This is a genomic window from Pseudomonadota bacterium (assembly GCA_039193195.1).
Classification (GTDB): domain Bacteria; phylum Pseudomonadota; class Gammaproteobacteria; order Steroidobacterales; family JBCBZW01; genus JBCBZW01.
The window spans coordinates 116,737-129,454 of record JBCCWS010000007.1 but is presented as its reverse complement, the minus strand read 5'-3'; the positions used below and the strand labels follow the sequence as shown (position 1 = coordinate 129,454).

General features: G+C 65.4%; 12 protein-coding genes. 9 read left to right on the top strand and 3 right to left on the bottom strand.

Annotation, left to right across the window (positions count from 1 at the left end; translation table 11 throughout):
- Positions 1–114 precede the first annotated feature (114 nt).
- Positions 115–1,317, top strand: coding sequence for an MFS transporter (locus AAGA68_09150; protein MEM9385213.1), 1,203 nt, complete (start codon positions 115–117; stop codon positions 1,315–1,317).
- A gap of 24 nt (positions 1,318–1,341) precedes the next feature.
- Here the strand turns inward: AAGA68_09150 and bfr are convergent, their stop codons facing one another.
- Both bfr and AAGA68_09140 read right to left on the bottom strand, forming a co-directional pair.
- The gene (bfr, locus tag AAGA68_09145; GenBank protein ID MEM9385212.1) at positions 1,342–1,818 is read right to left on the bottom strand and encodes a bacterioferritin; all 477 of its coding nucleotides are present in this window, start codon (positions 1,816–1,818) and stop codon (positions 1,342–1,344) included.
- A 217-nt stretch (positions 1,819–2,035) separates the two neighbouring features.
- The gene (locus tag AAGA68_09140; GenBank protein MEM9385211.1) at positions 2,036–2,278 is read right to left on the bottom strand and encodes a bacterioferritin-associated ferredoxin; all 243 of its coding nucleotides are present in this window, start codon (positions 2,276–2,278) and stop codon (positions 2,036–2,038) included.
- Between the two features lie 128 nt (positions 2,279–2,406).
- Between AAGA68_09140 and AAGA68_09135 the strand changes: the two genes are divergently transcribed.
- A complete protein-coding gene (locus AAGA68_09135) occupies positions 2,407–3,864 on the top strand; it encodes an HDOD domain-containing protein (protein ID MEM9385210.1) in 1,458 nt (485 codons plus the stop codon).
- Here AAGA68_09135 and AAGA68_09130 read toward each other — a convergent pair.
- Positions 3,842–4,936 (bottom strand): prephenate dehydrogenase/arogenate dehydrogenase family protein, encoded by a 1,095-nt coding sequence (locus AAGA68_09130; protein ID MEM9385209.1) that lies wholly within the window; start codon positions 4,934–4,936, stop codon positions 3,842–3,844. The genes AAGA68_09135 and AAGA68_09130 overlap by 23 nt on opposite strands.
- Positions 4,937–5,038: 102 nt before the next feature.
- Between AAGA68_09130 and mtnA the strand changes: the two genes are divergently transcribed.
- The 7 genes from mtnA to AAGA68_09095 all read left to right on the top strand — a co-directional run bounded on the left by mtnA (position 5,039) and on the right by AAGA68_09095 (position 12,701).
- Entirely contained in the window at positions 5,039–6,145 is a 1,107-nt protein-coding gene (gene mtnA, locus AAGA68_09125) for an S-methyl-5-thioribose-1-phosphate isomerase (GenBank protein MEM9385208.1), read from the top strand.
- On the top strand, positions 6,145–6,756 hold the full coding sequence (locus AAGA68_09120) for a class II aldolase/adducin family protein (protein ID MEM9385207.1): 612 nt from the start codon (positions 6,145–6,147) through the stop codon (positions 6,754–6,756). The genes mtnA and AAGA68_09120 overlap by 1 nt, the downstream gene beginning before the upstream one ends.
- Before the next feature lie 10 nt (positions 6,757–6,766).
- On the top strand, positions 6,767–7,507 hold the full coding sequence (locus tag AAGA68_09115; GenBank protein MEM9385206.1) for a DUF72 domain-containing protein: 741 nt from the start codon (positions 6,767–6,769) through the stop codon (positions 7,505–7,507).
- Between the two features lie 115 nt (positions 7,508–7,622).
- Positions 7,623–9,992 carry a tetratricopeptide repeat protein gene (locus AAGA68_09110; protein MEM9385205.1) on the top strand — a complete coding sequence of 790 codons (2,370 nt, stop codon included), beginning with the start codon at positions 7,623–7,625 and terminating at the stop codon, positions 9,990–9,992.
- Between the two features lie 57 nt (positions 9,993–10,049).
- The gene (gene pepQ, locus AAGA68_09105) at positions 10,050–11,387 is read left to right on the top strand and encodes a Xaa-Pro dipeptidase (GenBank protein MEM9385204.1); all 1,338 of its coding nucleotides are present in this window, start codon (positions 10,050–10,052) and stop codon (positions 11,385–11,387) included.
- Positions 11,388–11,574: 187 nt separating this feature from the next.
- Positions 11,575–12,114, top strand: coding sequence for a hypothetical protein (locus AAGA68_09100; protein ID MEM9385203.1), 540 nt, complete (start codon positions 11,575–11,577; stop codon positions 12,112–12,114).
- On the top strand, positions 12,111–12,701 hold the full coding sequence (locus tag AAGA68_09095; GenBank protein MEM9385202.1) for a hypothetical protein: 591 nt from the start codon (positions 12,111–12,113) through the stop codon (positions 12,699–12,701). The genes AAGA68_09100 and AAGA68_09095 overlap by 4 nt, the downstream gene beginning before the upstream one ends.
- Positions 12,702–12,718: the final 17 nt, after the last annotated feature.

The window sequence follows — 12,718 nt, the reverse complement described above, 5'->3', positions numbered from 1 at the left end:
AGATAAACCGCAGGTGCCGACCGCGATCCTGCGCGCGGGGCGGCCAGGGCGCTAGTATGCGCGAGAGCGTGATCACCTGCGTGATCAACCCCTAAGATCCTACCGCAAGGCGCCATGTCAGCATTGTTCTTCGCCAGCCTCGGCCATGCGCTTATGCACATGCTCACGGCCATGTTCTTCGTGCTCGTATTGGCCCTGGAGACGGGTTGGGGGCAACCCTACGCGCAGCTGTTGCCCCTGTGGACGGCCGGCACCTTGGCCGTGGGGGTATGCGCGTTGCCCGCCGGTTGGCTTGCGGATCGTTGGAATGCGCCCGGCATGTTGGTGGTGATGTTCTGCGGCATGGGCATCGCCTGCATGCTCTGCGCAAGTGCTGGCGACGGTCGGATTATGGGGCTGGGCCTGACCCTACTCGGCGCCTTCGCGGCGATCTACCATCCGGTCGGCATCCCGTGGCTGGTGCGCTCTGCGCGCGCCGAGCGACGCGGCCTAGTGCTCGGTGCAAATGGCGTGTTTGGCGCTCTAGGCGTCGCCGCGAGCGGCGGCGCAGTCGCCGTGCTCGTGGAACGTTGGGGTTGGCAGGCCGCCTTCATCGTTCCTGGCGCAATCAGCTTGCTCGCCGGCGCCAGCATGGGCGCGATGTTGCTGTTTGGCCGGCTCCCCGTTGAGCCGTCCACGAGACCGCTCACCCAAGCGCACGGGACGCAAAACGAAGGCCCGACCGCATGGCGGCCCTTGGCCGCGCTGCTGGTCGCCATGTTTGCCCTAGGGTTCATCTACCAGGCCAGTCAGGCGGTGTTTCCAAAGATCTTCGCCGAACGCGTCACGGACCCCGAGGCCGCCGCGACGGCGGCGGGCTGGTGGGTGACTGTAGTCTACGGGGCCGCGGGCATCATGCAGCTGGCGGGCGGCTGGTTGGCCGATCGCATGCCCTTGCGGCCCCTCTACGCCGCAGCCGCACTCCTGCAGCTGCCGCTGCTGCTGTTGCTGGCCTCGCTCGTGGGACTGCCCCTGGTGGTGGCTGCGACGGCGGCTGTCGTGGTGTCCGCCGGCGCCATGCCGGCAGAAAACATGCTACTTGCCCAGCATGCACCGCCCAGGCGACACGGCCTGTTCTTTGGCCTGAAGTTCGTGCTGGCCTTCGGTAGCGCGCCCCTGGCGGTCGCCGTGGCGGCGGCGGTGGTGCGCTGGCAAGGATCGCCAGCGCCGTTGTTCTTTGGGCTCGCCGCGCTTGCGCTGGTCGCGACGCTGGCTGCCTTCACCCTGCCCTCGCCTGGGGCGCAGAGCTCGGCGCGCGCCGCGGTCCTCGCCACCTGAGAGGGCCCTTGTGCCCCGGCGGCGTCAGTTGGATTCGCCGATCTGCGTCTGGTTGAAGTTCTCGATGCCGACCCTGTCGATCAGGCCGAGTTGGGTCTCGAGCCAATCGACGTGTTCCTCTTCGGCGTCGAGGATGTGCTGAAACAAATCGCGGCTCACGTAGTCCTGGCAATCCTCGCAGTGCTTGACCCCGCGGCGCAGGGCCGGCAGCGCGTCATGCTCGAGGGCGAGGTCGCACTCGAGGACCTCCTTGGTGTCCTCGCCGATCCGCAACCTGCCCAGATCCTGCAAATTGGGGAGGCCTTCCAAAAAGAGGATGCGAGCAATCAGCTTGTCCGCATGCTTCATCTCGTCGATGGACTCTTCGTACTCATGCTTGGCGATGGCCTTCAGGCCCCAGTCGTCGAACATGCGCGAGTGCAAGAAGTACTGGTTGATCGCCGTCAGCTCGTTCTTCAGCACTTCATTCAGAAGGGCGATTACGCCGGCTTGCGCCTTCATCGAAACTATTCTCCATTGCGGATAAAAACAATTCTTATTTAAAAAACAGTCAGTTACATTCGATGGGGCGGATTTTGGAGGCCTACGTGGCCGCTTGGCAAGCGAAACGCTTCACCTGAACGCACGCACGCAAAAGCGCCCGGGCGCGCGAGGTCGCCGGGGGCTGCTATGCGCTGGAAAATGTGGAGGTGGGGTGAGGCGTCGACGCCTCGTTAGATCAAACGCTGGCCGGGAGGGTGGTGGGCTGCGGGGCCGGCGAGCGCGCAGAATGCGTGCCGGCGATGGTCTCGCCTTCTTTGCCTTCCAGGATGGCCTGCGCCGCGCACGCGCAGGTGCCGCAGCAACTGGCCACGCCAAGCTCCTCTCGCAGGGCGTCTACGGAATCGGCGCCAGCGGCGACAGCTTCGCGAATCTCACGATCAGTTACGCCGTTGCAAATGCAGATGTACATGTCCAGCATCACAGCTCAAATACGAATCATTGTCAATGAGCTTCTCGGCAATTCCGAGATCCGCACGCGACTCTAAAGCTCCTCGCCGTCGGGCCGACATAAGGGGCATAGGTTCAGCCGACTCTCGGAGACCGTCCGTGCTTCCATCGGATCTTACGTCCCAATTCGAAGGCATCCGCGATCTGCCTTCACCGCCCAAGATCGCGCAGGAACTCATTGAGTTAGCCGAAGATCCTGAGGTGACCCTCGCTGCCATCGGCGGTGTCATCGAGAAGGACCCGGCGCTCGCCTTGAAGCTGCTGCGGGTAGCGAACTCGTCGCTCTACTCACGTGGCCGAGCGCGCGAGACCGTGCGCCAGGCGATCCTGGCTCTGGGCCTCAACGGCACCATGACCCTGGCCCTGAGCTTCTCCCTCGTCTCCAGCATCCGCGACACGGAAACGACCGGCATCAATCTCAAACGCTATTGGCGCCGCAGTCTGATGGCAGCTAACGGCGCCCGCGCGCTCGCCGAAGCGGCTGGCCTTACCTGCTACGAACAGGTGTTTCTCGCCGCCATCCTGCAGGACATCGGCGTGCTGGTCCTCGATCGGGCGATGCCCGCCCTGTACGACGGTGCACCCGACGTGTTGACCGACCACGCCGGACTGATCGTCCACGAACAGTCGGCCCTCAACGCCAACCATTCCCAGGTCGGCGAATGGCTGCTCGATCGGTGGCGTCTCGCGGAGCCGATCTGCCACGCTGTGGGCACCAGCCACGGCGCCGGCGGCATTGATCCAGAGTACGAGTTCGCTGGGCTCTCACGCTGCGTCGCGCTCTCCGGCGATCTGGCCGACGTCTGGTTCTTAGAAGAGCCGCACGCCGCCATGAGCTCCCTCGCCATCGCCGCCGAGCAACTGCTAGGCATCGGCACCGCGGACCTTTTGGATATCTTCGTCGAGCTGCGTGACCAACTTCCAGAGACCGAGGCCATCTTCGAGATGGACATCCTCGACCCGGCGGAAGCCGAAAGGATCACCACCAAGGCCGGCGAGCTCTTGTCCGCCACGAGCAACGCGGGCGAGCGCCCCGTGCTGGTGTGGACCGCAGATCAGATGCACGAGCGGCTGGCGCGAGAGTTCCCAATAGCCAAACGAGAACGTTGGCCCCTGAGTGTGGCCACGATCTTCTTGGGGGAGAGCGTTGACGGCGCAGCCACGGCGGTGGCCGCGAAGCGCGCGCAAGCCGAGCTCCCGGACACCGCTGCCCTCGCGGTGATGGACGACGGCCGCCTGCTTGCCATGTTCTCTGGGGTTGCCGCGGGCGAGGCCGAACGCGCCACGCGCGCCCTGTTCGGGCCGCTTACCTGGGGGGCGACGGCCGAACCCGCGCTGGACCGCAACGCCCTACGCGTGGGCCTTGCCACGCTGGGCGATGAGCGCGACTACACGGACGCGGGCAACCTCGTGCGCGCCGCCACCGCAGCGTTGCACCGAGCCGTGCGCGGCCCGGCAGGCGGTGTGGTTCAGCATGCAGGAGAGGAGGATGACGTGGTGGCCCTCGATGCTCAGAACCCCACGATCAACGACTTCATGGCCGCTCGAGCGCACTGAAGTAGTCCCGGCCCTGGCGCATCATGGCGACGAAGTCACCTTCGTGTCCGCCGCGTACCGCTGACGTTAAACGCCCCAACGCCCCCTCGAGCGCTGCCAACGCCTGTTCGTTATGGTCGTTTAGCGATTGGATTTCGAAATACATATGGGGATTGTCTTGAGCTACGCGCGCGGATACGCCCAACTGCGCATCGAAGGTGCTGCTGGACATCTCCTGCAGCCTCGGCACGTTTTCATGAGACTCCGCTAGCGCAGCGATGAAGACTATGTTGAGCGCGTGTGAGAGGCCCAGCACGAAGGCGATTAGGCGGTCGTGGTCATCGAGGCTCATCTCTACCTGGCGCGCCATCGTGGAGTCGAAGAGCTCGCGCGCCGCACGGGTAGCCTCTGCGACCCCCGTATCCACGAAGATCACGTGACGACCCGACAGGAGCTGCGCATCGGGCCCAAACATCGGGTGGATGGAGGCGACGCGAACGCCTGCCTCGGCGGCGCGCTGCAGGCCCTCGCGCAGGGGCGCCTTGAGTGAGCCTATGTCGAGCACCAGCCCCGGCGGCGGTGCATCAGCCATGGCCAGCAGCACCTCGTTGGCCACCTGCATGGGCGTCGCGATCACCACCACGTCGTGATCCAAGGTGAGCTCGCGCCACTGCGCACGGCAGGGGTAGCCCGGCACCTCGCCCGTGGGGTCAGCGATCTCCACTTCGAAGGCCTGGGAGGCGAGAAACTCCGCGAACCAGCGGCCCATCTTCCCCGCCCCACCGATCACCAAGGCCCGCCGGCCGCCGCCGCGCCCCTCCCGGGTCAGGCGGTAGGCTTCCTGGGAAGTGAGCGAGGCCTCGATCAGCTCGCGCACCAAGCGCTCCGCCAACGTGGGCGACAACCCCAGCTCTCGCGCCCGCTGGCGGGCGCCCTGGAGCACGGTCTTCTCGCGCACGAAGTCGCGCGTGGCGCGGCCCTCGCGTCGCTTCACTTCGGCGATTCGATGCGACAGCTGATCGCGCTCGGCAACCAGTGCCAGCAGCTCTTTGTCGATCTGCGTCAGGCGTTCACGCAGTTGGTCCAATTCCACGGTAAGTCGATTCCTCGATGCCGGCAGACGCCGGGTTGCTATGCTGGTCTTCTAGTCTAGCGTTACCGGCCCCTTGGGCCGCACACCGGAGCGCCAATCCAAGTGAATGTCGACGGCAACCCCTATCGCACGATCTGGCTGGCGGCCGATGCCGATGCGGTGAACATCATCGACCAGCGCTGGCTGCCGCACCGCTTCGAGGTGGCGCAGCTTCGGCGTTACCAGGACGGCGTCGAGGCCATCGCCGACATGCTCGTTCGCGGCGCGCCTCTGATCGGCGCCACCGCGGCCTGGAGCCTGTACCTGGCCGCCCGAGAGGCGCACCGCGAGGGACTTGGCCCCGCCCATCTCGTACAAGCCGCGGCGCAGCTGCGCGCCGCCCGCCCGACGGCCGTCAATCTGGCTTGGGCCATCGACCGGGTGCTCGCTGGCGTGGCCGATTGCCAGGACCTGAAGCAGCAGGTCGTGCGCTTGCGCAGCGCTGCGGAAACGCTTTGCGAGGAAGACGTACAGACCAACCACAGCATCGGCGAACACGGCCTTGCGCTCATCCGCCGCCAACAGGCGCAACGTCACGGTGAACCGGTGAACATTCTCACTCACTGCAACGCCGGCTGGCTCGCCACGGTGGACTGGGGTACGGCCACCGCTGCGATCTATCTCGCCCACCAGGAGGGCATTCCCGTGCACGTGTGGGTGGATGAGACGCGGCCTCGCAACCAGGGCGCTCAACTCACCGCATGGGAGCTCGCCCAGGCGGGTATCCCGCACACGGTGATCGTCGACAACGCCGGCGGCCACCTGATGCAGCACGGTCTGGTCGACATGTGCATCGTCGGCACCGATCGGGTGACCTGCACCGGCGATGTGTGCAATAAGATCGGCACCTACCTGAAGGCCTTGGCCGCCTTCGACAACGATGTTCCGTTCTACGTGGCCCTGCCTTCATCCACCATCGACTGGACCTTGAGCGATGGGCTTCGCGAGGTTCCCATCGAGGAGCGAGACAGCACGGAGGTGAGCGAGGTGTACGGCCAAACGGCAGGTGGAAAGACCCAGCGAGTGAGGATCACTCCGGCCGCGAGCGCCTGCGCGAACCCTGCCTTCGACGTCACGCCGGCCCGTCTTGTCACCGGTTTGATCACCGAGCGCGGAGTCGTCGACGCCACAGAGCAGGCCCTGCGCGCCCGATTCAAGCGAGTGCACTAATGAGCATCGATGATGGCGTCATCAAGTTTCGGTCACACCTCGAGCCTGGGCCTGCGCCGGAGGAAGGCAGCACCCTGCGGGGGCTCAACGGCTGGCGGTCGCGCCTGTTCGAATACCGCCTAATCGGCGAGTACGTCGACGCCGGCGTGGGCTACGGCAACGTCAGCGCCAGACTGGCGAACGGACATGTGTTGATGACGGGCACGCAGACCGGTCACCTGCCGCGGCTCACGCCAACGCACTACACGGAGGTGATCACCTACGATCTGCAGGACAATCGGGTGCGCGCACGCGGCCCGGTCGAACCGTCCTCGGAGACCTTGGCGCACATGGCGCTCTACGCGGCCATCCCCGACTGCGGAGCCGTGTTTCACGTCCACGATGCCCAGGCCTGGCGACGCTACCGCGACGACTGGCCGACCACCGGCACGGACGTCGCCTACGGCACGCCCGCCATGGCCACCGAGCTTGCGCGCCTGTACCGCGAAACGCGCTTCGCCAAAGATCGCATCGCCGTCATGGGCGGGCACGAGGACGGCATCATCGCCTGGGGCCGCACCTTGGACGAGGCCGGTGAAGTGCTCTTGCGCCGCTTACGCGAGTATCGCTGAGGGCTAGGCCGTGGAGTTACTCGAGGGCACCAGCGGCTACAGTTACAAGGAGTGGGTGGGCACCTTCTATCCGGAGAAGACCAAGCCGGCGGCCATGCTCGAGTGCTACGCCCAGGCGCTGCCGGCGGTGGAGATCAACAACACCTTTTACCGCCTACCCAAACGGGACGTCCTCGCGCGCTGGGCTGCACAAGTCCCCGAGCACTTCCGGTTCTTCATAAAGGCATCGCGACGCATTACGCACCTGAAGCGTCTGGTAGAGGCGGAGGAAGAAACCCGCTACCTGCTGGACACTGTGTCGGTGCTGGAACAGCGCCTCGGCGGCATTCTGTTTCAGCTGCCACCGTTTCTGCGCCTCGACCTGCAGCGCCTGCAGGCCTTTCAGGCATTGCTGCCAGGCGAGCTGAGCATCACCTTCGAGTTTCGCCATCCCTCGTGGCACTGCGAAGAGACGGTGCGGGCACTGGCGCAGGCAGGCCACGCCCTGTGTGTAAGCCACACGGCCCCGGATCCAGACCAAGAGGAGGACGATGCCCGAAAGAACCCTGAGGAGCTGCTAATCGCCACGGCCAAGCACGCTTACCTGCGCCTACGTGCGGTGACCTATACCGACCAGGAACTCGCGCAGTGGCTGGCGCATCTGCGCGCCCTGCAGGTCGAGCGCGCGTACGTCTTCTTCAAGCACGAAGACGAGGCCACCGGTCCGGCCCTGGCGAAGCGCCTGCGCACGCTGCACGAAGGGCAGGCCTGAGCCGCACAAGGGCGAGCTGGTGCACGCTTTGCGGGCCGAGGGGAACGGCAGCCGCGATCCGCCGTCTTATAATGGCCAATCAACCTCAAGAAACCACACTGCGGTGAGCGCCCCTGTGACCAAAAAGCTGATTACCTGGCCGATGCTGCGAACCCTGGGCCTTTATATTGGTGCCTGTTGGGTGGCGGTCGAGTTCGCCGACTGGCTAGTTGGGCGCTACAACTTGCCGGACCGGGTGGTCGATCTAACGCTTATCGGCCTGCTCTCCTTCACGCCCACGGTCGCGCTCCTAGCGCGTAACCACGGTGAGCCTGGGCACCAGGAGTGGACCATCACGGACAAGCTGGCGATCCCCATCAACGCCCTGCTTAGCACCGCCTTGATCGGCACGCTGTTCTTCGGACAACCGTTCAAGGGGGCGGACGCTTCGCCGCTGGCCCTGGAGACGCGCACGGTCACCGATCCGACGGGCGAGACCATGACCCGCCCCGTGGTTACCCAGGCGCTCAGCCAGGGCATCACCCTGTTCTTCTTCGACAACGCCACGGGTGATGAAAGCCTCGACTGGATGCAGTACGGCGCCAACATCGCCCTCTACGCCGATCTTATCCAGCACCCTTACGTGAAGGCCTGGTCACCCTTCGTCGGCATGGAAGCCTACGGCATGTTCCAGCTCCGCAAGGCCGGCTTCGATGATGGTCTGAAGGTGCCTGTCGCCCTGAAGCGAACGATCGCCGACAAGGGGCTGATGGAGTACTTCGTGGGCGGGCGGATCGAGGTGAACGCGGCGGGCGACTCCAAAGAGCTGGTCGCCCTGCTCTACGACACGGCTAGCTCCCGCGTGCTCGCCGAGATGCGCCAAGACATCGGCCCCGAGGGCGGCCGCTTGTTCGCTGCCATCGATGCAGTCACCGCTGAGATGTTCGCCTCCCTCAACCTGCCAGGCGGCGAGGAGGTCTTCGTCGACCTGCCGACTTCCGATCGACTAACCAATTCACTAGCAGCATTTGAATCCCACACCAACGGCATCACCGCGCAACTGCTCGACAGCGATCGCGACCGCGCTATCCGCCTTTGGCAACAAGCGGTGCAGGAGGACCCCACCTTCGCCGTCGCCCACCTCACAATGGGACGGGCGCTGTTCGAGGGCGGCATGATGCTCGACGGCGGCATGGCCATGCAGACGGCCCTGCGTCACGACTACAAGTTGAACGACCGCGAGCGCTTCGTCGCCAAGGGCATGAACTACGTCTTCCGCGGCGATCGCGAAAAGGAGCTGGCCACCTACGAGACTTGGGCCGAGCTGCACCCGAACGACCCCATGGCCTACATCTACCTCGGGTCGGCCCACCTCTACGGGCAAAACGACCCTGGCAATGCTCTGACATCCTACGAGAGCGCTATCGATCTGGATCCGCGCGAGACCTGGCTCCTCGCCAAAATTGCCTACCTGCATGAACTGGGAGGCAACCGCGAAGCGGCCGTCGAGTACTACACGCGCTACGTCGAGGCGGCACCGGACGACCCAGGCCCCCTGAGCAGCCTGGGTAACCTGCATCGCCGAGAGGGCGATCTGGCGCGGGCGCGGGCTTTCTTCGAGCGGGCCGTGATCGTCGCCCGCGGCATGGTCGACCCCACGCTCAACTTAGCTGAGCTAGACCTGCGCGAGGGCCGCTACGACGCCGCCCTGGCACGCCTCGATGAGGCGTCACAGATCGCCGCCACCCCGCGACAGCACGCGGCCGTGCTCCGCCAACGCATCGCCTACCTTGGCCAACGGGGGCAAGAGACAGAGGTGGTCGCCAAGCTGCCGGACCTGGCTGACCAGGCCACCCAATTCCTCGCGCCCATCGACGTGATCATGGGCGTGTGGGTGGAGCACGTGGAGCACTACGTGCTGGCTGGGCAGGTTGAGGAAGCGGTGGAGATGCTACGCAAACACGAAGCACAGCTGCAGCCGCCCTTGAATACGCTGCTAGACGTCGGCTATCTAAAGGTGGCTGTGGCCATGGGCGACCCACAAACCGCCCAGCTCCACGGCGATGCGGCCGGCGAGCTCTTGGAGACGCTGGGCCTGGATCACATGCGCGCTTACGTCGGCTACTACACGGGCCGGGTGCTCAGCCTGCTAGGCAGACCCGACGAGGCCATTACCGAACTCGAGAAGGCGCGTACTGCCTACCTCGCATCTATCCAGCGTATTCAGGATGAGAACCTTGAGTTCGAGATCGTCACGCGGCTTGCCGATGTCTATCTCGAGCAGGGCCGCCTGGACGATGCGCGCAGCAACTTCGAGTTCGTGCTCACTCGCTATCCGGCAAACGTCGAAGCGAACCTCGGCATGGCCAAGCTACTCCAGCGCGAGGGCGATGGCGCCGCCGCCGCGCCCTACCTGGCCGCGGTGAACAGCGCCTTGGCACAGGCCGACACGGACCATCCCCTCCTGCTCGCAGCGCGCACGGTCGAGGCGAGTCTGGACATCTGACCCGCGGCCACCGAGCATGGGGTGAATCCCTGCTCACCGCCACGGAAACGACCGCTCATGGCCTCACTCGCCCACGAATACGCAGCTCACGTGCAGATCATGGTCTCGCGCTACGAGGAGGCTATGAAGGCGGCCGATCTCGATCGCGTGGTGGTTTTCGCTGGCGTCGAGCGCATGCTGCCCTTCGACGATTCGGCCTACCCTTTCCGTGCCACCGCGCACTTTCGCGCTTGGGTGCCGATGAACACCCCGGGCCATGCGATCGTATTCCTACGCGGCGAGCGCCCGCGCCTGTTCTGCCACCAGCCCGGCGACTTCTGGCACGCCGCAGCGCCAGCGCCGCCACCCATGGTGCAGATGGCATTCGATGTGATCGTCGCCGACGATGTGAACGACATCGTTCGCCAGCTGGGCGACGGCGGGCGTTGCGCCTGGCTCGGCGAGGCCGACCACGTGCCACCGGCGTGTGCCCATGCGAGCTTGAATCCGCCCGCACTCGTGCGCCGCCTGAACTTCGCCCGCTCGGTCAAGACAGACTACGAGCTGACCTGCCTCCGGCGCGCGAATGCACTAGGTGCCCAGGCGCACCAGGCCGCCGCAGCCGCCTTCTCGCATGGCGCCAGCGAGTATCAAATCCACCAGCACTACCTGCAGGCGATCGATGCCACGGATGCGGACCTGCCCTACCCTAGCATCGTCTGCCTGAACGAACACGCCGCCATCCTGCACTACCAAAAGCTCGACCGAAGAACGCCAGCGGAGCACCGCAGCTTTCTCATCGACGCAGGTGCGATGGCGGACGGCTACGCGAGCGATATCACCCGCACCTACACCACCGAGCGCGAGGTCAACGGCCCCTTTGCCACCCTTCTCTCAACGATGGACCGGCTGCAGCAGGCCGTGTGCGATCAGGTGAAGGCGGGGGTCGACTACGTCGAGTTGCAGCTGCAGTGCCACGAGATGTTGGCGCGCGTGCTGGACGAAGCCGAGTTGATCAATAGCATTAGCCTTGAGGGCGCCGTCGAGGCCGGCATCACCCGCGCCTTCTTCCCCCACGGCCTCGGCCACTACCTCGGCCTGCAGGTGCATGACGTGGGCGGCTTTCAGTCGAAGGCCGAAGGAGGCCGTATCGATCCGCCGCAGGAGCATCCCTTCCTGCGCCTTACGCGTCAGCTGCGTGAGCGCGAGGTAGTGACGATAGAACCCGGGCTCTACTTCATTCCCACCGTGCTGGAGCACTTGCGCGCCGAGGATGCGGGCAAGCATGTGAACTGGGGGCTGGTCGAGCAGCTGACACCGTTCGGCGGCATTCGCATCGAAGACGATGTAGTCGCCTTGCGCGGCGGCCACGAAAACCTCACACGCACGGCGTTCGCCACGCTCGCGGGCCACTAGCACCGTTTGCGGCCGGCGGGTTTCGGCGGCGGCTGTCTGGCAGAATCGGGGGAGTCCCAACGCCCGAGACCGCCATGAACGCCGATGACATCCTCCGCAGCCAGCGCCTCAAGCGCTACCCGCTGCTGCTCGCACACTCAAGGCCGCAAGCAGCCTGGAGGCAGCGCCGGGACCACAGGGTAAATCGATGAGTGCGGACTACTCCCCGGAAGGGCTACTGGCATTCCTGAGGGAAGCTGCGATGGCGGGGCGCTTAAACCCGGCCACGGCACGAAGCCGCGTGCAGGCCGCCCAACGCCTGTTCACCCAACTCACCGCGGTGGAGCGGGCGGACCTGCGCCAGCTTGATGTCAGCACGCTGGTCCATCGCTGCCAGAAGGTGGACGGGACCATGCGGCCCGAGGTCCTGCGCGTCTACGAGAAGCGCATGCGCGATGCGCTCACGGACTACTTTCGCTTCGTCGAAGACCCTGATCAGTTCGTGGCCAGCGCCAGCGAACGACGCTCGGCGACCGCCCACCGAACCCGCTCCCAGGAAGAGCAGGCCCTCGAACGGGCCAAGCTCAGCATCACCAACGCCCGACCGGACGTCGTCCCAGTACCCATTGGCGGCGACGAGGTGGTGTATATCCAGAACCTGCCAGCGGACCTCAGCGCGGCTCAGGCCCGTAAGATCGTGCGGGTGATCGAAGCGTTCGTCGACGACACCGAGGAGGCCGAGCAATGAGCCGCTGGCTGCTCGCCCTGCCCCTCGCCATTTTCGGCGTTGGCGGCGTCGGCCTGTACATTCTGTTCATCGGCCAGGCCGGCGGCGCCGCGGTGCACGAGAACCTGCTGCCGGAGCTCATCGGGTTTTGCCTGGAGGGCTTCTTTCTGGTCGGCCTATTGACCTTCGTGCAGCAGCTGCGCGAGATGGATCGGCGGCGCGAGCTGTGGCTCAGCCTGCGCGGGGCGCTTCGCGACTTCCTATCGCACCTCGATCTCGCCTACCTCGACGCGGACGCCGAACCGGCCACGACGCGCGATCTGGAGACACAGCCAAGGGTGGTGCTACGCCTGATGGACTCGATGCAGAAGATGGAGCTGGACACGGACACGCTGGTCGAGGTCAAGCGCGTCGCCATCTCCACCCTGCCGATGGCGCAAGATCTGATCGACATCGCCGCGCAGCTCAGCACCGGCCACATGCGTTGGTGGATAGCCATCGTCGAGTCGATCAAGCACCTAGCAGAGGCCGACACGCGCGAAGGCGTGGAGCGCCCCCTCTACGCGCTGCTGCAGCACCTCTCAGAATTCGATTCGCTGAAAACCTGATAACACGATTAGGCCCG

Coding starts and splice junctions, on each gene's coding strand:
- AAGA68_09150 (MEM9385213.1), top strand. CDS start 115: ATGTCAGCATTGTTCTTCGCCAGCCTCGGCCATGCGCTTATGCACATG.
- bfr (MEM9385212.1), bottom strand. CDS start 1,818: ATGAAGGCGCAAGCCGGCGTAATCGCCCTTCTGAATGAAGTGCTGAAG.
- AAGA68_09140 (MEM9385211.1), bottom strand. CDS start 2,278: ATGCTGGACATGTACATCTGCATTTGCAACGGCGTAACTGATCGTGAG.
- AAGA68_09120 (MEM9385207.1), top strand. CDS start 6,145: ATGAGCATCGATGATGGCGTCATCAAGTTTCGGTCACACCTCGAGCCT.
- pepQ (MEM9385204.1), top strand. CDS start 10,050: ATGGCCTCACTCGCCCACGAATACGCAGCTCACGTGCAGATCATGGTC.
- AAGA68_09100 (MEM9385203.1), top strand. CDS start 11,575: ATGAGTGCGGACTACTCCCCGGAAGGGCTACTGGCATTCCTGAGGGAA.
- AAGA68_09095 (MEM9385202.1), top strand. CDS start 12,111: ATGAGCCGCTGGCTGCTCGCCCTGCCCCTCGCCATTTTCGGCGTTGGC.